Here is a 23,374-nt window from a genome sequence, read left to right as displayed (position 1 = left end):
AAGCACTAAACTATTGTATATGAGCAAAAAAGACTACTATGATCTGCTGGAAGTAGGCAGAAATGCCAGTATTGATGAGATAAAAAAAGCGTATAAAAAATTAGCGTTAAAATATCATCCTGATAGAAATCCTGGCAATCAAGAAGCAGAGGAAAAATTTAAAGAAGTAACAGCTGCATATGAAGTTCTGTCTGACTCTGAGAAAAGAGCAGGCTATGACCGTTATGGCCACGAAGGTGCTTCTGGTGGATTTCAAGGCTTTAGCTCTGCAGGAGATTTTAGCGACATATTCAATGACTTCTTTGGTGGAGGATTCGGTGGTGGTGCAAGTAGATCGAGAGCAAAAAGAAGTACAACAGGAGTGTCTGGAGCAGACCTACGTTATGATCTTGAAATTACCTTAGAAGATGCATTTAAAGGAATACAAGCGCCTATACATTATGTGACAAATGTAAAATGTGATACATGCCAAGGCACAGGTGGCGAAGGAGCAATTAAACCAGTTCAGTGCCACACATGCCAGGGAAGCGGTAGGATTAGAACTCAACAAGGCTTTTTTACCATCGAAAGAACATGTACTACATGCTATGGGGAAGGAGAAATAATACAAAACAAATGTAAGAAATGTGGTGGAAGTGGACGTAGAAGAGATGAAGTAAATATATCCGTTTCAATTCCAAAAGGCATAGAAGAAGGAGCTAAGGTAAGGATAAGTGGTAAAGGAGAAGCTGGAACAAAAGGTAGAAAAAGTGGAGATTTATACGTATACGTGAAAATAATTTTCCATAAAATCTTTGCTAGAAATAAAGCAGATTTACACTGTAAAGTGCCTATAAGAATGACACTAGCAGTGCTTGGTGGTGAAATCGATATTCAATCAATTGATGGAGCTAAAATAAAAGTAAAGGTCCCTGAAGGCACTCAAACTGGTACCAAACTACGTTGTAGGGAAAAGGGTATGCCATATATGAACTCACATGCTCGTGGTGATTTATATGTACAGGTAATAGTTGAGACTTTAAATCCAAAAAATTTAACTAAAAAGCAAATTGAACTATTAAAAGCGCTTGAAGAAGAGGAAAATGCAAGTGTACAACAGCAATCTGAAGGGTTTTTTAGTAAAGTAAAAAAAAAATAAGAAATCTGCTAAATGACATAAAGGGGTAACTGTTTACGGGTTTTCATTTAATCCTGCAATTCTTTGACCTTATTAATGGAAAACTTAACAATAGTGTTATTATTAGCCAACAGAAACTTCTTAGTTCCTTAAAACTATGTAAAAGCAATAAATTTCTTTATTTAAGGTCGAAGTTTTGCTATTCTCAGGTTTTAATAATTTAAATTTAATGAATATAAACAAAAATGAGTTTTTATTTCTTCCGCTTGGGGGAGTAGGAAGAATCGGGATGAATGTTAGCCTATATCATTACCAAGGTAAGTGGATTATGATCGACCTTGGTGTTGGTTTTGCAGATGAAACTATGCCAGGTGTTGAGCTGCTCATTGCTGATATAGATTTTATTGCTCAAAGAAAAAAAGATTTACTTGGAATAATAATTACACATGCACATGAGGACCACTGCGGTGCAGTGCCCCACTTGTGGGAAGAGTTGCAGTGCTCCATATATACAACAAAGTTTACGGTTAATTTTCTTAAAGAGAAACTAAAAGAATTTCGATTGGAAGGTATAGTGCCTGTGAAAGAGGTAGACATAAATGGCAGCATAAATTTGGGTCCTTTTACCGTCGAGTTTATAAATGTAACTCATTCAATTCCTGAGGCAAATTCAATATTAATTAGCACTGAAATGGGTAGTGCACTCCATACCGGAGACTGGAAATTTGATCCAAAACCTGTTGTTGGATTAACTTCTAATATGGAGCGTCTAAAAGAAATTGGCGATAAAGGTGACCTGCTTGCAGCAATTTGCGATTCAACCAATATATTAAGCAAGCATCACCCTGAGTCAGAAGGTGAAATTTATAATAATATTTATAACATAATAAAGCGGTCTAAAAAATTAGTTGCTGTTTCGCTATTCGCTTCAAATGTGGCACGAATTGAAACGATAAGCCAAGCTGCAAAAGCACTAAATAGAAAAGTAGTTTTACTTGGTAGATCTTTATGGAGAATAGTGAAAGTTGCGCAAGATAGTGGTTATTTAACTGATTCTCCTCAGTTTCTTGAAGCAAAGGAAGCAGTAAATTTTCCAAGGGAAGAACTGGTGCTACTTTGCACAGGTTGTCAAGGTGAGCCACTGGCAGCTACCGCAAGACTTGCTGCTAAGAGTCATCAAGCATTTAAAATGCAGCAAGGTGATACCATGATCTTTTCGTCAAAAATCATTCCTGGAAATGAAACTCGTGCGCACAACATGCTCAATGCCTTTATTGAGATGGGGGTAGAAGTTATTACTGAAAAAACAGAGCATGTTCATGCTTCTGGGCATCCAACAAGAGAAGAGCTAAAGGAAATGTATTCTTTAATAAAACCGAAGATGTCTATTCCAGTTCACGGCGAATATATTCACACGCATGCACATGTAAAATTTGCTAAAGAGTGCGGTGTGGCAAAAGCAATAATGATTGCACCAGGTGATATTGTTAATTTGGAGAACGGAGAAAAGGTTGATTCAATTGATGTTGACTACTTTGGTATTGATGGTATGTTGCTACGTCATCCGGAGAGCAGTGTTATAAAAATGCGTAAAAGAATGAGAGATGCCGGAGTTATTGTGGTAACAGCAGTTGTAAACAAGAAAAATAAATTGCTTGCTAAACCAAAAGTATTTGTACCTGGTGTTTTTGAAGTGCTAGAAGATGCAGCTACCATACAGAAAATTGTCAAGAAAGTTGAGTCGTTGTTTAGTTTGCAGCCAACAAAAAAAATTAAAAATAAGATTGAAAGTTCAATATTGAGTATCTTAAAGGAATATTTACTAAAAAGACCTATAATTGAGGTTCAGATAGAACAGGTATGAAATGAATGAAGCTATTCGTTCATCTGGTGTTATTTATTTCGTTATTTATTCCTTATTTTACAAAAGCTGCTTTATATGTTGATATAAAAAAAAGCAGTGTTGGTAACATTGGTCTTGTTGTATCTAAATGTACATGTAAAACAGCGTTGGAAAGCGAATTAAGCGAAAATATTGCAAAGGTAATAGGAACAAATTTATCTAATTGTGGCTTATTTAATGTAAAACGTGGCGCGGAAGCTGAATCTAAATCTTGGAAAAGCGATACTGTAGTCACAGTAAGTTTAAGCGAAATATCTGGTAGTGCATTAGAGCTATCATTTCGTTTATTTGACACTTTTACAAAAAGAGAATTACTTACTCAGTCAGTTGTTTTTCCAGCAAAAGACTGGAGAAAAATTGGTCACCTCGTTTCGGATGTGATACATGATAGATTAATTGGTGAGAAAGGGCACTTCAACACAAAAATCACGTATATCGCTGAAGAAAAAGATAGCAACTACAAATCTGTGCGTAAAATTGCTGTGATGAATCAAGATGGAAGTAATATAAAATACTTAACAAATGGCGATAGATTTGTGTCAACACCGAGATTCTCACCAAATGGAAAGGGCATTGTTTATATCTCGTACGCAAATGGTAAAAGTTATATAATATTAAAAAATTTAAAAGATAACACTGAATCAATAATCAGCGCATTTGAAGGAGTTGTTTCTGCACCAAGATTTTCTCCCGATGGTAAATCTCTTTTAATTTCCCACTCATTGGGTGGTGAAACGAATATATTATCTTTGGATTTAAGTAGTAAACGAACAAAAAAAATTACTAAAGGTTCAGCTATAAGCACTTCTCCCTCTTTTTCTCCAGATCAAAAGTATATGGCTTTTAGTTCTGATATAAGTGGGAGTCAGCAACTGTACGTTATCGATTTTACTAACAAAAGTAAAAAACCTAAAAGAATTAGTTTTGGAAGTGGAAGATATGCTACGCCTGTTTGGTCGCCAAAAGGAGATCTGATAGCTTTTACAAAGATTCAGTCAGGAAAATTTTACATAGGAGTTATGAAGCCGGATGGCAAAGAAGAACGTCTGCTTTCAGAGGGGCATAAAATTGAATCCCCGGCATGGCTACCAAATGGTAGAGAAATCATTTTTACAAGAACAGAATCACCAAGCAACTCTAAACTATATTTAGTAGACTTAGTAAAGAAAAATCAAAAAATGGTTTTCACTCCCACAAATGCTTCTTTACCGGATTGGTCTTATTTTTGAAAGTAGATCTATTATAGATTTGATATGAGCCTTATTTTACTTTAATCGCTTATAACCTTTGGCACTACGAAATACCCATGCTCAGGTTTTGTATTGGACAATATCTCTTTTTTAATGTTTTGAGAATTTATAACATCATCGCGTACATGAATGTCCTTGTCTATGCTGCCATAACGCATAGGAAAAACACCTTCAGTATTAACTTGCAATAAAGTATCATGTATCCAATCCAGCATTGTCAGTTCTTTGGAGTAGTGATCAATCTCGTCATTTGATAACTTAATCCTTACAAGCTGTGCAATTTTAAGCATTTCTTCTTTGGTAATTGTTATTTTTCTCTTATTTGCAAATTCTATTAGTGAAGTAATAACGTCTTCTGTTGACTTAGCTGGCATCTTTACCTCCTTGGATAAAGTGAGTTAAAATATCTACGACCGAAACAACTTCTATTTTACCAGTTTTTTCAAATTTGTGAAGTATGGTATCCGTAATCACTAATTTATCTAAAGAAGAGGAAGAAATTTTCTCAACTGCACTTCCTGAAAGCACGCCATGTGTGATGCATGAAATTACGGACTTTGCTCCGTGGCCTTTTAAAGCAAGAGCTGCATTACACAATGTTCCACCAGAGTCAACTATATCATCAACAATGACACAATTTTTATTTGCAACTTCTCCTATTATGTTCATTACTTGAGATGTGCCTGCTTTCTCCCTATATTTATCTACTACAATAATCTTATCATTTAACCCTATCTTGTACTTTTCCTCTAAAGTCTTTGCAAAAGCACGTGCTCTGCCAATTGCTCCAACATCAGGTGCAACAATTGCCAAATTTTCTGTGTGTATAGAGTCAACAAATGCTTCAAAGCAGTTCAAATTAGTTATCGGTACATCAAAGAATCCTTCAATTTGACTTGAGTGCAAATCAATAACTGCAACACTACTTGCACCTGCAGTTTGAATAAGATTTGCAACTAATTTAGCACTTAAAGCAGATTGCATATTATTGTTCTTGATAATTCTATCTTGTCTGCTATATCCATAATAAGGAATAATTACTACTATCCTTTTGGCTCCTAATCTATTTACTGCATCAATTATAAGCAGAAGCTCCATAAGGTTATCATTCACAGGGGGAGAAAGAGATTGTATTATATATACTTCTTGATTATATAGATCATTTGCTACTTCTACATTTACCTCACCATCGGTAAACTTTGATATCCAAGCAGAGGATGGTTGAACATCTAGCCGGTTAACTACTGATTCCCCTAATTCCTTACTAGCATTACCTATTATTATCTTCATAACGCACTAATTGAGTTTTTAAGATTATACAGAAATTGTGAAATAATTGAAATGTAAGTTTCTTTATCTAGTATTCTTGTCGGCGAATTAGGTATCTCTTGTACAATGACCTGTCATTTTCACGCATTGTTTCAATATACAGACCCAAATTGAAACAACTATACAAAATCCTGCTTATGTTTCAAGATAAATGACTTTAATGAAATATAATTTATCTAGTCATTTGTATCTGCTAACATACTACACTTCCCATTGTAGAGCCTCTGCAACTTACTGAAATTTATAATCGCTTTGTAAAAAGCTTTATACTCTTTGCTTAATTGGAGGTGCTACCTCTGCACTTTCTGCTCTGTCTAGGGTACTACTTGGTTTTTCTGCAGTAATTTTTTGAGTGCTACCATCTGCCTTATTCTTGATATCTGCTCCATATGATCTTAATACTTCAATAGCTTTCTCGTTTCCACTATTCAGCGCAATATCCAAAGCATCCATTCCATCATTATTTTTGTGGTTGATAAAATTCTCTAACTCAAAGATTTTTATACATTGCTCAATGATGAATTCTACCACTTTTCCAGGGCAATTATTAGCGGCAGGAAAGAGTACTGCATTGTTATTATTGTCTTTCTTTGTTACATCTGCTTTGAGCTTGTCTATCAAATACTTGATAATTTCTATTCTGCTATCATCTTCTGCTTCAGTGCACTGCCTAGCAGCTAAAAACAGAGCTGTTCGCCCATTATTGTCCACATCTTCGATATTTTGCCCCTTATCAATTAAGGCTTGTATTATATTTTTATTCCCATACAAAGCAGCAAAGTGAAGAGGAGTATACCCTTCGGTACTTTCTCTTTCATTAATCAATGCACCATGGCTAGCTAGTAATTCTATAAATTCTGGCGTATTTGCAAAAACTGCAAAGTGCATTGGTGTTAGATCATCTTTACCATGATTTTGAGTTTTTGCATTAACGTTTGCTCCATTTTTTATCAGCAATTTTGCTATTTCTAATTGTTTGCGTCCGATGGCAATATGCAGTGGCGTACGATTGCGTTCATAATGATCATTGACGTTTGTGCCACACTTTATTAGTAGTTCTGCAGCTTCAATATTACCTTCCTGAATTGCAACGTATAAGGAAGCATATCCATCTTTTGTTTCCTCTGTCATACGAAATTGCGAACATGTTAGTTCATATATTATTAAGGATTATTATTAAGTTTTTATTAATACAATATTAATGTAGCGGGATGACGAGCTTATCGTCATCCCGCCACGAACCGTCATACCACTGCAAACCGTCATACCGCCGCGGTATCTCTAGATCCCGCTAACAAGCAGCGGGATGACGGTTTTTCAAATTATCGTAAGTCAGTTTAGCTATAGCTACAAGTTTCATTCTTCCCTTACAAATAACTTTACTGCGTCCTTTTTTCGGATTCAGAATTAGCAAGAAACGTTCTTGTAAGTTGGTCTACTAAAATTTTGCTTTATAAAACAATGTCTGAACTATGCAATTAATACATTATCAACACAATTGATTCATAAAAGCAAATATTATAACCACGAAGAGAGAAAATGTTATGCTTAGTTTAATAAGAAAGACCTTGAGAAAAAAAATGACTCATCAGGTAAACGATTCGAAATTGAAAGAGAAAGATGAAAAAAGTATTTTAAAATTAGCATCAAAAATAAAAGGCAAAAAAAGTAGCATTGCTGAAGAACTAGAAAAAATATCTAAAAAGGAAAAACAAAGGATTCTTACTACGGAAGTAAGCAAACATCGGGGTAAAGAACCAACTATTATATCACTTGCTTATGCTATACTACGTAAAGATAGTATAGCTGTTGAGAAAATGTTAAGAGTAGCTAAAGAAAACGTTATTCTGAAAGACATTCTTGACGCAACAACAACTATAAAATATCCAGGTGGTCAGGAAGAAACTTGCACACCACTTACTTATGCCATATTATGTAAAAATAGCAAAACTATTGAAGAAACTTTAAAAGTCTCTAAAGAAAACGGTATTCTGAAAGATATTCTTAACGCAACAACAACTATAAAATATCCAGATGGTCGGAGAGCAACTGTTACACCACTTGCTTATGCTATACTATATGAAGATAGTATAGCTATTGAAGAAATTTTAAAAGTCTCTAAGGAGAACGGTATTCTGAAAGATATTCTTAACACAACAGCAACTATAAGATATCCAGATAACAAGGAAGTGACTTACGCGCCACTTGCTTATGCTATGTTCTGGAAGGATAGCAAAGCTATTAAAGAAATTCTAGTAGCAGCTGAAGAGAACAGTATTCTGAAAGATATTCTTAACACAACAACAACCATGAAATATCTAGACCGGGAAGTGACTTACACACCACTTGCTTATGTTATACTACGTAGAGATAGTATAGCTGTTGAGAAAGTGTTAAGAGTAGCTAAAGAAAACGGTATTCTGAGAGATATTCTTGACACAACAATAACTATAAAACATTTAGATAGCCGGGAAGTGACTTACACACCACTTGCTCATGCTATGTTCTGGGAGGATGGCAAAACTATTGAAGAAATTTTAAAAGTCTCTAAAGAAAACGATATTCTGAAAGACATTCTTGACGCAACAACAACTATAAAATATCTAGATGGTCAGAAAGAAATTTACACACCGCTTACTTACGCTATATCATGTAAAAATAGCAAAACTATTGAAGAAATTTTAAAAATCTCTAAAGAAAACGGTATTCTGAAAGATATTCTTGATGCAACAACAACTATAAAATGTCCAGATGGTCAGGAAGAAACTTGCGCACCGCTTACTTATGCTATACTACGTAAAGATAGTATAGCTGTTGAGAAAATGTTAAGAGTAGCTAAAGAAAACGTTATTCTGAAAGACATTCTTGACGCAACAACAACTATAAAACATTCAGATAGCCGGGAAGTAACTTACACACTACTTGCTTATGCTATACTGCGTGAAAATAGTATAGCTATTGAAGAAATTTTAAAAATCTCTAAGGAGAACAGTATTCTGAAAGATATTCTTAACGCAACAATAACTATAAAATGTCTAGATGGTCGGAGAGTAACTGTTACACCACTTGCTTATGCTATACTACGTAAAGATAGTATGGCTGTTGAGAAAATGTTAAGAGTAGCTAAAGAAAACGTTATTCTGAAAGACATTCTTAACACAACAATAACCATAAAACATAAAAATAATCAAAAAGTAACTGATAAGTTACTTGCCGCATTACATGATCGCAAAGTTATTCAAAAAATTTTAGACATAGCTAGAGAAAATGATATTCTGAAAGACATTCTTAATGCAACAATAACTATAAAATATCCAGATAGTGAAGAAAAAATCTACACACCACTTACTTATACAATATCATGTAAAAGCAACGAAGCTTTTAATACAACAAGAGCTATAAATCAAGATGGTCAGGAAAAAACTCACATCCCATTTCCTACCCTTGATAAAAGAGAAACTGAATTAAAATTAAAAGAAAAAAGACAAAGTAGAAGAGATGAGGGATTAAATTTTAACAATGGTAGTAGTGACAAAAATGTTGAAATAAAAGTTAATGGGGATATCTTGTTGCAGCATAGTAGTGGAACTAAAAATGAAATAAATCATACTGCTGTACGTAATGATGTAGGGGGGTAAAGCTTCCTATAGAAAGTAGAACAAATGTTAAAGTACGGAATATAAGTGGATGCAAAGTAATGACTGTAGCTTCTATGGTGATTGAGTTGGTAGATAGTAAAGCGACATGTGTACTGTTAAAACCCACCACTAAATTGGAAGAAGTAGCTATAACATATTTTCAAGGTTTAACACTATATTTATGAAACTTAATTTATATGTGCTAAACAAGATGCTGATTAGTTTTATAGGGCTAACCCAAGAAAGGTTTCCCTACGTTATACCGCCGCGGTATCTCTAGATCCCGCTAACACGTAGCGGGATGACGGTTGTCGTTTAGCTATAAATATTAAAAAATTTACCAAGCGAAAAAAAGGCAAAAGAAGCCCCGTGGTGGTTGGCTATTTACTATGTACTAAAATATCGGCTTTTTTTTTATTCTAAAACGCTTGATTAAGAGCGATTTAGCTGCTTTTAACTTGCAACTAACCTACACCGCAAGTGTTTAAGAAATTTACTAAGCAGGAAAAAAGGCAAAGAAACCCCGTAGTAGCTAGCATTCAAATTCTCCCTTGTCAATTTGACGTTTTTTGCTGTCTTAAACGCTTTGTAAGCGCGTTTCGGCTTATATAGGTAAAAACCTAGAAATTTTTAAAGACATGCGATGCACGTAGTGCGAAAAATTAAACATGAGACGCCAAATACCCTAAGTTTTTTGTCATTAACCTGCACAGATTGCGAAGATAAATAAATAGCTTCAGTTTCATGATAAGGGGGCTGGCGGAGGGTGTCAAGCAAGTTTTTCGTTTCTGTGAACCACCTGCTAACCGACAGCTAACATTAACTACCGATATCGTATCTGAAGAAGCACCTTGGCCATTCTAAAAAATTTAATGCTGAGTACACCTTACTTTTGGCTTCCTCTATAGTGCTCCCTTCTGCTACTATATTTAGCACTCTTCCGCCATCGGAAACTAAGTTACCACTTTCATCGAATTTAGTACCAGCATGAAACACCAACACACCAGGAATGCTTTCAATCTTATCTAATCCTTTAATTACTTCTCCCTTTTGATAATCACCCGGATAGCCTTTACTTGCAACAACTACACAAACTGTAGATTTGTTGTTAAGTTCCACCATTTTGACATTTAACTTTCCTTCTGCAACTGACAACATCAATTTTAACAAATCGCAATTTGAATCAAATCTAGGTAATATAGATTGCGTTTCTGGATCACCGAATCTAACGTTATACTCGAGAAGTTTTGGGCTATCTTTGCAAATCATTAAACCAGCAAAGAGTACTCCTTTATAAGACGTACCCATGTTAACCAATGCTTGAGCTGTAGGGTATATTATTTTTTGGATAATTTTTTGCTCCATGTCCTTACTTATAATTGAAGGTGATGAGTACGAGCCCATACCTCCAGTATTTTGGCTTTCATTACTTTCATCAACTCTCTTATAATCTTTTGCACACCCAAGAGTTACTACTTTCAACCCATCAATAAGAGCAAAAAAACTTACTTCTTCTCCAACTAAAAACTCTTCTATGATTATTTCTTCACCTGATTCACCAAATTTTTTCTCCACTAGCATTGAATTTATTGCTGAAAAAGCTTCGCTTTCTGTATTACATATAACCACCCCTTTTCCTGCTGCAATTCCATTTGCTTTCACTACAAGTGGAAACTTTATTTTATTGCTACGTACAAAATCTTTAGCTAACCCTTCATCAACAAAACACTCGTACTTGGCAGTTGGTATACCATATCGTTTACATAGTCCCTTGGTGAAAGACTTCGATCCCTCAAGTTTTGCAGTTGCTTGACTTGGAGCAAAAACATTTATTCCCTCTGCAGCTAAATCATCAGCAAGCCCATCAATTATTGGTTGTTCTGGACCAATAACAACCAACTCTATATTTTCTCTCTTGCAAAATTGTGTAACATCCACTGAATTTTGAATATTTACATCCACAAGAGCCCCAAGATCTTTCATAGCTTGGCGACCAGGAGTTACATATAACTCAGTCAAGATAGGAGATTTTTTTAGAGCCCAAAGTAGAGCGTGCTCACGCCCACCAGAACCTATAACCAGAACCTTCATCTTTATTTCCTCGCTTTTCTATATGTCAAAATTATTATTTGCTTATAACAGTATCATTACTCATGTATTTTTGCAACACGTTTGGTATTGCAATCGACCCGTCAGAATTTTGATAATTCTCCATTATGGCAATAATCGTTCTTCCTATAGCTAAAGCTGAGCCGTTTAAAGTGTGAATATATTTTTTCATCTTTTTATCAGTTTCTGAAGAGTATTTAGCGTTCATCCTTCTTGCTTGAAATGCACCACAATTTGAGCAGCTTGATATTTCTCTATATTTATCTTGCTCAGGTAACCATACCTCTATGTCATAAGTCCTTTGTGCAGCAAAACCCATATCGCCACTACAGAGTAGCATTACTCTATACGGTAATTCTAGTTTTTTTAATATCTCTTCAACAATACTCGTCATGCGCTCAAGTTCATCATTTGATTGGTCTTCAGTTGTGATACTCACCAATTCCACTTTACCAAATTGGTGTTGCCTTATCATGCCTCTCGTGTCTCGCCCTGCGCTACCTGCTTCTTTACGAAAGCACTCCGAATATGCAGTAAAGCGAATAGGCAGTTCTTTTTCTTCCATTATTTTGTCAGCAACTAAATTTGTTAAAAACACTTCACTTGTGGGAATCAACCTCAATTCGTCGGTAGTTAAATACGAATCGTCAGAAAATTTCGGTAGCTGACCAACATTATACATAGCCTCGTTTTTCACCAAAGTCGGGTGGTACACCTCAGTATAGCCAAATTCATTAACATGCATTTCAAGCATAAAATTTATTAGCGCTCGTCCAAGCTTAGCTAACTGTCCTTTTAATATCGTAAATCTTGATCCGGAAATTCTCGCCGCTTGTTCGAAGTCTATTAAACCTAATTTTTCTCCGAGTTCATAATGAGATTCTGGTACAAAATCAAACTGTCTTTTTCCTCCATATCTTCTCACCTCTAAATTAGAGTTCTCATCTGCGCCTATTGGCACATCTTGCGCAGGAATATTCGGCAAGTTAGATAAAACATTCACTAACTTATCCTTTTCTGCTTGTTCTTTTAAGCTGATTGCCTCTATCTCATTTGTGATGCTTTTTGACAACTCTATTTGCTCTTCACAGGGGCTCTTGCTCATTTTAAGCTTTTTTATTTCCTCTGTGATTTCATTGCGCTGCCTATTCAAATCCTGCAGTTTAGTGGTTAATGATCTTTTCTCGTGATCGATTTCTAATATCTCTTCCGCAGTAGATTCTCTAATTCCCCTGCTTTTCATTGCCTTTTCAAATCCTTCAGGGTTTTTGCGTATATATTCTATATCGTGCATATATTGTGCTATTACTAACATGGTTACTGTACTCCAAAAGCTCTTAATATTCAATATATTCTCATACTACTAAAATTATTATGGTTGATTTTTTTGTTAGAATTTGTTAAAATTTAATTAACTTAGCGTTCATAGGGTGTAGTATGTTGGGTATTACAAAAAATAATCAGAAAGAGAGCACTGACTTTGCTGGTGAGGAATTCGTTATCTACGCTACTTGTGTATGCCTAGCAGCCACATTCGCTGCTGGCTGTTTAGGGGCGGTAATAGGATCCCCTCTATTGACCTTTCCACTTGCTATGCTAATTTCTCATCCTGTGATTTGGATTATAATGGGAGTAGTTCTTACAACAGCATACAAATTAGCGAAGAACTATATTAATGGAAAAAGAGCAAGTCAAGGTGAGCAAAAAACTCAAGATGGAGATAGTGGTATTGTACCAGGAAGTGAACCCAATTCAAGGAACAGTAGTCGTAGAAGCTCTTTGGATAGTGGTTTGGGTGGTAAAGAGTTTCACGAAGATTTGGACACTCTTGTGCATCAGACAAACAGAAAAAACTATAGTTACTGGTTAGATGATAATGACATTACACATATTGCAAGAGTTGTATATGGGTACTCACAAAGTGAATATAGTAATAATAATGTCTATTTTCTTGCCCCTAGCTATTCTAATGGTTGGGACGAACTCACAAAAGAATTTCTTCAGAATTATAGAGGTGAATTCAAACAAAATTCTAAATTGATATTTACTTCGGTTCTTCATATTAACAATAATCATTGGGTAACTTTGGTTATTAAACCTGATGCAGGTGATAAAAAATTTAGAGCTTATTACTGTGACTCATTTGGTAATCAATTGCCAGATAATGTGCTAAATATTGTTAAAAGAGAACTGCAAAAAGAGGAATGGGTATTAGACATAAGAATTTCCCCAACTAAGCAGCAAGGTGACGGGTATAACTGTGGAATATTTGCGTTAGAAAATGCTCATAAAATTACACAAATGCTTAACGAAGACAAATCATTTGACGAAATTGACAAAAAGTTATCAGAATATAAATTTGATTTGAATGAGAAAAGAGAAGAATTTACAAGAGCGCTTATGGAAGATGAGAAATGTAAGGAAGATCTAAGAAATCGTAAGCGTCCGCCAAGGACGAAAACATCTCAGTCTTCTATTTCAAGGGAGAATGCAAGTTTGTGTTGCATTATGTAATCAATGAAAAATTACCATTGACCTTATGCCCCTCCAAATAGGAAATTTGACAATTGATTCTCCAGTTATTTTAGCTCCAATGTCTGGAGTGACTGATTATCCGTTTAGAAGTATTGTGAAGAAACTTGGTGCAAGTTTGTTAGTTTCAGAGATGATTGCAAGCAGAGCTATGATTATGCAAACTCGCCAGAGTTTGCAAAAAGCAAAAGTCGATGCATTAACTGCTGTTCAGCTTGCTGGATGCGAACCGAATGTTATGGCAGAAGCTGCAAAATTGAATGAGGATATGGGAGCTAAAATTATAGATATAAATTTTGGTTGCCCTGTTAAGAAAGTTGTAAACGGTTATGCAGGATCAGCGCTAATGCGTGATGAGAAAAAAGCCGCTGAGATAATTGAAGCTGTGGTCAAAGCAGTGAATATGCCAGTTACGGTGAAAATGCGCACTGGATGGAACGATGAAAATCGCAATGCCCCGAGACTTGCGAAAATTGCCGAAGACTTAGGAGCAAAAATGATCACTGTGCATGGAAGAACAAGAGCGCAGCTTTATAATGGTCAAGCAGATTGGAAATTCGTTAGAAATGTTAAAGAGCAAGTGAAAATTCCAGTTATAGTAAATGGTGATATTAAAAATTTAAATGATATTCAGAATGCTCTCAAAGAATCTGGAGCAGACGGAGTGATGATAGGTCGTGGTGCCTACGGTAAACCTTGGCTGATTAATCAAGCAATGAACTTTCTCAGTGGAAGTGAAACTTCTGAGCCAACAGCTTCAGAGAGATTAAGCATCATACTCGAGCATTACGACAATATTCTTGAGTACTATGGAAATGACACAGGAATAAAGATGGCCCGCAAACACATAGGTTGGTACAGTAGCGGGCTTCAAGGCTCATCTGAATTTCGTGTGAGAGTAAATAACATGACAGATAGCACAGAAGTGAAAGAAAATATTATTGGCTTTTTTGGTCAAGAGACACACTAGCTGTACTCAATTCGACTGATCGTATGCCACTACGCTCTCTTCCTCACCAGAGTGTAAATGACAACCATTATCCATCAACCATTCCTCGTCATAAGTTTCAATATCAAAATATTTTTCATATTTATCCACATTATCACAAAGTGAAAGTGCTCTGATCTTATTCATAATCAAACCTGTACCAGCAGGAATTAATCTTCCTACTATAACATTTTCTTTTAATCCACTTAAAGGATCACTCTTCCCGCAGAATGCTGCTTCTGTAAGTACTTTTGTTGTCTCTTGGAAAGAGGCAGCAGAAATAAAGGAGCTAGTTTCAAGACTTGCCCTAGTAATCCCCTGCAGAATAGGAAGATAATGAGTAGGCCGTTTGCCAGAGTTACTCATAGCATCATTTTCCCTATCAACTTCCAGCTTGTCAATGCTTTCGCCAACCAAGTACATAGTATCACCAGGATCAGTAATTTCCACTTTTTGTAGCATTTGTTTTAAGATCACCTCTAAATGCTTATTGTCTATACGAACACCCTGCAATCTATAAACTTGCTGTATTTCAGAAATCATATAGTGCGCTAAAGCTTCTAACCCAAGCACACGTAAAATATCATGGAGATCAGGGTCACCATCCATCAATAGATCACCTTTACGTACAAAATCACCTTCATTGACTATTACATGCTTACTTCTTGATACCAAATATTCAACTGGAGAAATTTGTTCATCTACAGGTTTAATTAATATACTGCGTTTTCCTCTACGGTCTTTTTCAGAAAATGCTACATAGCCATCTATCTCACTAACAATAGCATGCTCTTTAGGACGACGTGCTTCAAATAACTCTATAACCCTCGGTAAACCACCAGTAATATCACGAGTTTTAACTGACTCTCTTGGTGTTCTTGTAATAACATCACCTGCATGAACCTTCTGGCCATCTTGTACATTGAGCACTGCACCGATTGGTATAAAATAACATGCTTCAACGCCACTTGCGAGTGTCATTACTTTACCATTATCGTCAAGCAGCACAATACGAGGACGTAAATTAGCTCCACCAGAATGCAATTTCCAGTCTTTTACTACTTTGCTTGATATTCCTGTAGATTCATCCATCACTTCAGTGATCGAAATTCCATCTTTTAAGTCCTGATAAGACACTGTACCAGTCTTCTCCGTGATAATAGGCAATGTATAAGGATCCCATTCCGCAACTTTATCGCCAATTTTTACTGACCCACTCTCATCTACATAAAGCTTAGCGCCGTAAGGTACACTGTGCTTCAACTTCTCACTACCAAGGCTATCAATCAACACGACTTCACAGGAACGGCTTATCACAATTTTATTTCCGTTTCTATCTATAATTATATTACTATTGTTTAACTTTATTTTAGCATTAATAGAAGCTATAATATTCGAGGATTCAACGCCTCTAGTCATTACTCCACCTATATGAAAAGTACGCATCGTTAACTGAGTACCTGGCTCTCCAACAGATTGAGCAGCTATAACACCAACTGCTTCACCTACTGAAACAATTTTACCAGTTGCAAGGTCTCTTCCATAACATAAAGAACATACACCAGGACTTATTTCACAAGTTAAAGGCGATCTAATTTTTACAACATCAAGACCTGCAATGCTGATTTGCTTTACTTTATCCTCATCAATTAATTCCCCTGCTTTTACTAATAATTCTTTTGTCACTGGGTTGTATATATCATTTGCAGCTGTTCTACCCAGCACAACACTCTCTAGAGATGCAACTATAGTACTTCCTTCAACTGTAGCTCTCACAACAAGACCATTTTTTGTTTTACAGTCATGCTTTGTAACTATGCAATTTTGAGATACATCAACTAAACGACGAGTTAAGTATCCAGAGTTTGCAGTTTTAAGTGCAGTGTCAGCTAAACCTTTACGCGCACCGTGAGTAGAATTAAAGTATTCAAATACGTTCAATCCTTCACGGAAATTAGAAATTATAGGTGTTTCTATAATCTCACCAGAAGGTTTGGTCATGAGCCCTCGCATTCCTGCTAGCTGTTTCATCTGTGAAGTAGAACCCCTTGCACCAGAGTTAACCATCATATACACTGAGTTGTACTTACTATTTCCATCATATATAGATATTGCTTTTAACATATCATTAGCTATCATATCCGTACACTTAGACCATTCATCTATAACCTTGTTATACCTCTCACTTCTAGTTATTAGCCCATCTTGATATTGCATAGAGAATTTCTTAATTTCACCCCTCGCGTGATCAACATGTGTAGCTTTAGTTTCAGGTATAACCATATCACAACGACCAAAAGAGACACCAGAAAATGTGGCATACTCAAAGCCAAGTACCATTAATTTATCAGAAAATGCCACTGTAGCACTTTGACCACAGTTACGATATACCAAATCAACTATACCAGTTATTTCCTTGACTGTTAATATCTGATTTATTAGATCGAAGCCTAGATTCTCATGCTTAGGAAAAATTTGCCATAATATTAAACGGCCAGGAGTTGTACAAACAGTTTTATAGTGAGTTTCACCGCTGCTATTAATATACTCCATCCTATACTTTATACTAGAATGAATATGTAAAGTACCATCACTCAAGGAATGCTCAACTTCACAAAAAGCACCAAAAGATGGTAAATTATCTTCCTTAGGTTCTTGTAAAGTCAGATAATATATACCAAGTACTATATCTTTACTAGGAACTATAATCGGTCTGCCATTAGAAGGACTTAAAACGTTATTAGTGGACATCATCAACACCCTAGCTTCAAGCTGAGCTTCCAATGAAATTGGCACATGCACTGCCATTTGATCACCATCAAAATCAGCATTAAACGCCGTACAGACAAGCGGATGAAGCTGTATTGCTTTGCCTTCAATAAGGATTGGCTCAAAAGCCTGAATACCAAGTCTATGTAGCGTAGGCGCTCTATTCAACAAAACAGGATGCTCTTTTATTACCTCTTCAAGCATATCCCAAACTTCTGGTTTTTCTGCTCTTATCAACTTACTAGCAAACTTAATAGTTGGAGCCATACCATACATCTTAAGCTTTGAGTAAACAAAAGGTTTGAATAGCTCAAGAGCCATTCTTTTTGGTAATCCACACTGATTTAGTTTCAAAGTTGGACCAACAACTATTACAGAACGTCCAGAGTAGTCTACCCTTTTTCCTAAGAGGTTCTGGCGAAAACGACCCTGTTTTCCTTTTAACATATCACTAATGGACTTTTTATATCCAACAGCACCAGCTTTATTTACCAAAGTATTACGACGACTATTATCAAAAAGAGAATCAACTGCTTCTTGTAACATCCTTTTTTCATTACGAATCATAATCTCAGGAGGATTTAAGCTCAACAATTTCCTCAACCTATTATTTCTATTAATAATAGTCCTATAATGATGATTCAGATCAGAAACTGCAGGACGACCACTCTCAAGCGATACCAAAGGACGCAAATCAGGTGGTAAAATAGGTATAGTTGTAAGTATCATCCACTCAGGCCTATTTCCAGATTTAATGAAGTTTTCAACAATACGCAATCTCTTTATAATTTTCTTTCTTCTTATCTCAGAAGCAACAGATTCTAATTCTAGTCTTAAATCCTTCCTAACTTCATGTAAATCAAGGCGCGTTAGCAACTCTCTTATAGCTTCAACACCTTGCATAGCTACAAAACTATCGATCCCATAGCTATCTTTAGCTTCATTATAAGCTTTTTCACTAATAATCTCACCTTTTTCAAAAGGCGAAACAAGAGGATCTATTACGATATAATTATCGCTATATAAAATATTCTCAATATCTCTGAGAGACATATCCAATAATGCTCCAATTCTTGAAGGAAGCGATTTCAAAAACCATATATGAGCAACAGGAGATGCAAGCTCTATATGACCCATCCTTTCTCTTCTTACTTTAGAAGATGTAACTTCTACTCCGCATTTTTCGCATATGCGACCTCTGTGTCTTCTTTTTTTGTATTTTCCACATAAACATTCATCGTCATTGACAGGGCCAAAAACCTTAGGGCAAAATAATCCACCTTTCTCAACTTTGAACGTACGATAATTTGCAGTTGAAACATCTTCTATCTCACCACAAGATATACGCTTAATACTTTCAGGGCTAGCAATCGATATGCTAACCTCATTAAAAGGTTGTGCAATGTTAGTGTGAGATATATCTTCAATCACTACATCATTTTGCTTTAAATCTACATTTAAACATAAAGAACGTAGTTCTTTTATCATCACATTAAAGGATTCAGGAATTCCACATTCAAAATTACTGTCACCTTTTATTATCGATTCATAAATCTTAACTCTACCATTAATATCATCAGACTTCACAGTTAACATTTCCTGCAAAGTATAAGCAGCACCATAGGCTTGTAATGCCCAACATTCCATTTCACCAAAACGCTGACCACCAAAATGAGATTTTCCTCCAAGAGGTTGTTGAGTAACCAAACTATAAGGCCCTACTGAACGCGCATGAATTTTACCATCAACCAAGTGGTGCAACTTAAGCATGTACATGTAACCAACTGTAACCTTGCGGTCGAATTTTTCACCACTGCAACCGTCATATAATACAGCTTGTCCAGAGTTATCTAAACCAGCAAGTTCAAATAATTTTGCTATTTGTTCATCTTTTGGACCCTCAAATACAGGTGCAGCAACAGGAACGCCATCACGTAATTCGCGTGCAAATTCAATGAGATTATTATCACTAATATTACGAATATCATTACAGATAGATACGTTACTGCCATAGCTATAAACCTCAATCAGGAAGTTACGTAAATTGCTGTATGAACTTTTACAAGAGTTCAAATAGTTCTCTACTAACTCATTCAACTCGTCATTTAGTGCATTCTTATTAGGTGTATTTAAAACAGAAGCCGTTATTTCATCATCATCAATATTTTCAATTTTTTTATTATCAAGGTATGCTACTGCAAATTGTGTAAAATTATCATCGTTAAGGGACCTAATTCCCTTGCAAAAAGCACTTTTGATCTTATTGATCTCATCGAGAATATTACTTACCTTTCCCCCTAATTTTCTACAAGCCCAACCTACATGCGTTTCCAGTATTTGCCCTACATTCATTCGTGAAGGAACACCAAGAGGGTTAAGAATAATATCAACAGGAGTACCATCTTCCAAATAAGGCATATCTTCCACTGGCACAACTCGAGAAATCACACCTTTATTTCCATGTCTACCAGCCATTTTATCCCCTGGTTGCAGACTATGTTTCACGGCAATGAAAACTTTTACTGACATCGACACACCTTGAGGCAGGTCATAACCTTCATGTAATTTTTCTACTTTTCGCTTAAACTGTGCTATTGCATGTGATACTTTTTCATCAAAATCTTTTTTTAAGCTCTTAACTTGCTCAGAAATGGATTGGTTTTTTAATCCTATACCCCACCATTGCTCACGTTCAATAGAGTCAAATTTTTCTCGATCTTGAGAACCAGAATTAATAAGAAGTTTCTTCAGTTCATCATAGAAATATCCACTAGTAACATTGATTATATAATCTCGCTCTTCCTCAAAGTCATTTATCTCTTTTTGTTTGATGAGTAATGCCCTTTCATTTTCTTCAACCCCCCTGCGTGTAAAGACTTGTACATCAATTACTGTCCCTTCAACATCTGGAGATGTATATAAAGAGGAATCCGCACAATCGAATGACTTTTCACCAAAAATTGTCATTAATAACTTCGTTTCAGGAGGCAATGAAAGAGAAGGTTTAGGTGTAACTTTACCTACCAGAATATAGCCTGGACCAACTCTTGTACCAATTTTCACTATACCACTATCATCCAAGTGATATAGATTTTCTTCATTAACACCAGGTATAGCACGAGTTATTTTTTCTGATCCTAAAGGGGTATCATGTACAACACAGTCAAATTCTTCTATATGAATAGAAGTAAAGAGATCTTTTTTAACAACTTCACTAGAAATAATAATAGAGTCTTCAAAATTATAACCTTGCCAAGACATAAAAGCGACTAGCAAATTTTTACCAAGCGCCAACTCACCACTGTTAATTGCAGGACCATCAGCTATTACATCACCCTTTTTAACATAATCACCTACGCACACTAGCGGTCTTTGATTAATACAAGTATTATGGTTAGAACGCTGAAATTTCCTTAGATGATAAATATCTACGTCCAAGTAGTTAACCCTTTCTTTATCAAAAGCACGTATAACTATAGAGTTACTATCAGAACTATCAACTATGCCATCGCGTTTTGCTAAAACTACAGCACCAGAGCCAGAAGCTACAAAAGACTCCATACCGGTAGCAACCAGAGGAGCGGTAGGCTTCAATAAAGGTACGGCCTGACGTTGCATATTTGAGCCCATTAATGCTCTATTAGCATCATCATTTTCTAAAAATGGAATCAAGGAAGCTGCAACTGATATTACCTGCTTAGGAGATACGTCAATGTAACTAACTTGGTCGCTACTTACCATGACGAAGCTACCAGCATATCTACAGTATAGCATGTCATCAACAAAGCAATTATTTTCATCAAGCTTTACGCTAGTGTCAGCTATATGATGTGAGCCTTCGTCTATAGCAGAAAGATACTCAATTTGATCAGTAACAACCCTATTGACTACTTTTCTATAAGGGCTTTCAATGAAACCATATTTATTAATACGCGCGTATATAGCTAAGCTGTTGATTAACCCTATATTTTGCCCTTCAGGAGTCTCAATAGGGCAAATTCTTCCATAATGAGTTGGATGAACATCACGCACCTCAAATCCTGCCCGTTCTCTTGTTAAACCGCCAGGACCTAACGCGGATAACCTTCTTTTATGTGTTATTTCAGATAACGGATTAGTCTGATCCATAAATTGAGATAATTGAGAAGAATTGAAGAAATCTCTTAAAACATTAGTTAACACTTTTGGATTAATAAAATCAGATGGAGAAACTTTATCTAAACTAGAAGTGGACATAGAATCAACTATTGCGCGTTCCAATTTCAACAACCCAGTTCTAAATTGATTTTCTATAAACTCTCCAACTGATCTTACTCTTCTGTTTCCTAAATGATCAATATCATCTACAGATCCTTGACCGTCACGTAACAATACTATTTTTTTCACAATTTCAATAATATCTTCATGCGTTAAAACAGTTAAATCCTCATCATAATTTAATCCAAGGTAAGAGCTAAGCTTCAACCTACCAATGTTAGACAAATCATAATATTCCGGACTGAAGAAAAGATTACGGAAAAACTCTTCTACTATCTCTAAAACAGGAACTTCACCAGGACGCAAAACTCTATATATTTCATATAGTGCATCCTGATAAGACATGTTTTCATCTAAGAAAAGCGTATTTAATATATAAGGTCCAACAAACAAATTATCTATGTTCAACACTGATATTTCATCTACAGATAATAACTCAAGCTTCTTTATGTCTTCCAGCTTTATAGATTCACCAGCAGATAAAATTTTCGTAGAGCTAGCACTATCCATTAAATCTTCTGCGAGGAATAAACCACATATAGAATTAAAAGGAACCAGATACTCTTTCAATTCATTATCATATAGCTTTTTAGCTAGTCTTGAGGTAATACGAACGTTAGCTTTAAGCAGCACATTACCTTCAATATCCATTAAGTCGAAAGGCAGCCTCACCCCTTTAAATTTATCAGGAACAAAAGGCACTTTCCAACCATCTTTATGTTTTACATACTTTATTTTCTCATAAAATCTATCGAGTATATCATTATTTGATAGACCCAACGCCTTTAATAAAACTGAAATTGGCAATTTTCTTTTTCTATCAACACGAAAATACAAATGGTCTTTAACATCAAATTCAATATCAAGCCAAGAACCCCTATAAGGAATAATTCTAGCAGAATAGATCAATTTACCAGAATTGTAAGTTTTTCCCTTATCGCTATCAAAAAATACACCAGGAGACCTATGCATTTGTGAGACGATAACTTTTTCCACACCATTAATGATGAAAGTGCCCTTATCAGTCATCATAGGCAACCCACAAAAGTGGACTTTCTGCTCTTCTATAGATTTTACAACGGTTGCAAGTTTAGAATGATCTCCACTCTCTTTAATCGATTTATATTCATCAAGAGAAATACCATCCTGCATAACAACAAGACGTATAGAAGCAATAACCTGAGCAGAAAAAGTTACACCACGCTTTATACACTCAGATTCATCATACTTAGGATCATCTACCCTACAACTTATAAACTCAATAGTAGCCCTACGCAAAGGATCATTTATTGGAAAGATTGTATGAAAGATAACTTCAAGTCTTTCATTACCCTTATTCTTAGGAGTAAAAGAATCATATGATTCTTTTTGAACCTTAACCAAATCCAATAAAGAATCTTTTAAATCAATCGACCTAGAATAAGAAACTCTAGGAACAAAAGCACCAGAAGCGTACATATAAGAAGAATCAACCATTAAAAT

General features: G+C 35.6%; 12 protein-coding genes. 6 read left to right on the top strand and 6 right to left on the bottom strand.

Features of this window, described 5'->3' with window-relative positions; genetic code table 11:
• Positions 1 to 19: 19 nt before the first annotated feature.
• From dnaJ to ONI09_RS00165, 3 genes are all read left to right on the top strand, one after another.
• Entirely contained in the window at positions 20 to 1,138 is a 1,119-nt protein-coding gene (gene dnaJ, locus ONI09_RS00175; protein WP_265014062.1) for a molecular chaperone DnaJ, read from the top strand.
• A gap of 208 nt (positions 1,139 to 1,346) precedes the next feature.
• Positions 1,347 to 2,981 (top strand): ribonuclease J, encoded by a 1,635-nt coding sequence (locus ONI09_RS00170; protein ID WP_012673044.1) that lies wholly within the window; start codon positions 1,347 to 1,349, stop codon positions 2,979 to 2,981.
• A gap of 5 nt (positions 2,982 to 2,986) precedes the next feature.
• Positions 2,987 to 4,249, top strand: coding sequence for a Tol-Pal system protein TolB (locus tag ONI09_RS00165; RefSeq protein WP_265014061.1), 1,263 nt, complete (start codon positions 2,987 to 2,989; stop codon positions 4,247 to 4,249).
• Positions 4,250 to 4,290: 41 nt separating this feature from the next.
• Here the strand turns inward: ONI09_RS00165 and gatC are convergent, their stop codons facing one another.
• From gatC to ONI09_RS00150, 3 genes are all read right to left on the bottom strand, one after another.
• A complete protein-coding gene (gatC, locus tag ONI09_RS00160) occupies positions 4,291 to 4,644 on the bottom strand; it encodes an Asp-tRNA(Asn)/Glu-tRNA(Gln) amidotransferase subunit GatC (RefSeq protein WP_265014060.1) in 354 nt (117 codons plus the stop codon).
• Positions 4,634 to 5,560 carry a ribose-phosphate diphosphokinase gene (locus tag ONI09_RS00155; protein ID WP_264707096.1) on the bottom strand — a complete coding sequence of 309 codons (927 nt, stop codon included), beginning with the start codon at positions 5,558 to 5,560 and terminating at the stop codon, positions 4,634 to 4,636. Before ONI09_RS00155 ends, gatC begins: the two co-directional genes overlap by 11 nt.
• Positions 5,561 to 5,863: 303 nt before the next feature.
• Positions 5,864 to 6,730, bottom strand: coding sequence for an ankyrin repeat domain-containing protein (locus ONI09_RS00150; protein WP_213862744.1), 867 nt, complete (start codon positions 6,728 to 6,730; stop codon positions 5,864 to 5,866).
• A gap of 413 nt (positions 6,731 to 7,143) precedes the next feature.
• Here ONI09_RS00150 and ONI09_RS00145 point away from each other — a divergent pair, with 413 nt between their 5' ends.
• Positions 7,144 to 9,237 carry a WD_0033/WD_0034 family tandem repeat-containing protein gene (locus ONI09_RS00145; protein WP_265014059.1) on the top strand — a complete coding sequence of 698 codons (2,094 nt, stop codon included), beginning with the start codon at positions 7,144 to 7,146 and terminating at the stop codon, positions 9,235 to 9,237.
• A gap of 819 nt (positions 9,238 to 10,056) precedes the next feature.
• Here the strand turns inward: ONI09_RS00145 and purD are convergent.
• Together purD and serS are read right to left on the bottom strand one after the other, a co-directional pair.
• Complete coding sequence (gene purD / locus ONI09_RS00140) at positions 10,057 to 11,328, bottom strand: phosphoribosylamine--glycine ligase (RefSeq protein ID WP_265014058.1); 1,272 nt, start codon at positions 11,326 to 11,328, stop codon at positions 10,057 to 10,059.
• A gap of 34 nt (positions 11,329 to 11,362) precedes the next feature.
• Positions 11,363 to 12,640 carry a serine--tRNA ligase gene (serS, locus tag ONI09_RS00135; protein WP_264707677.1) on the bottom strand — a complete coding sequence of 426 codons (1,278 nt, stop codon included), beginning with the start codon at positions 12,638 to 12,640 and terminating at the stop codon, positions 11,363 to 11,365.
• Positions 12,641 to 12,783: 143 nt separating this feature from the next.
• Here serS and ONI09_RS00130 point away from each other — a divergent pair, with 143 nt between their 5' ends.
• Both ONI09_RS00130 and dusB read left to right on the top strand, forming a co-directional pair.
• Positions 12,784 to 13,860, top strand: coding sequence for a C48 family peptidase (locus ONI09_RS00130; RefSeq protein WP_265014057.1), 1,077 nt, complete (start codon positions 12,784 to 12,786; stop codon positions 13,858 to 13,860).
• A gap of 25 nt (positions 13,861 to 13,885) precedes the next feature.
• Positions 13,886 to 14,848 (top strand): tRNA dihydrouridine synthase DusB, encoded by a 963-nt coding sequence (gene dusB, locus ONI09_RS00125; RefSeq protein ID WP_264339239.1) that lies wholly within the window; start codon positions 13,886 to 13,888, stop codon positions 14,846 to 14,848.
• Positions 14,849 to 14,854: 6 nt separating this feature from the next.
• Here dusB and ONI09_RS00120 read toward each other — a convergent pair whose 3' ends face one another.
• Positions 14,855 to 23,368, bottom strand: a complete 8,514-nt coding sequence (locus tag ONI09_RS00120; RefSeq protein ID WP_265014056.1) for a DNA-directed RNA polymerase subunit beta/beta' — start codon at positions 23,366 to 23,368, stop codon at positions 14,855 to 14,857.
• Between the last annotated feature and the right edge of the window lie 6 nt (positions 23,369 to 23,374).

It is taken from the genome of Wolbachia endosymbiont of Drosophila pseudotakahashii, from assembly GCF_026015925.1.
GTDB lineage: Bacteria > Pseudomonadota > Alphaproteobacteria > Rickettsiales > Anaplasmataceae > Wolbachia > Wolbachia pipientis.
This window is presented reverse-complemented; position numbering and strand designations above follow the sequence as displayed.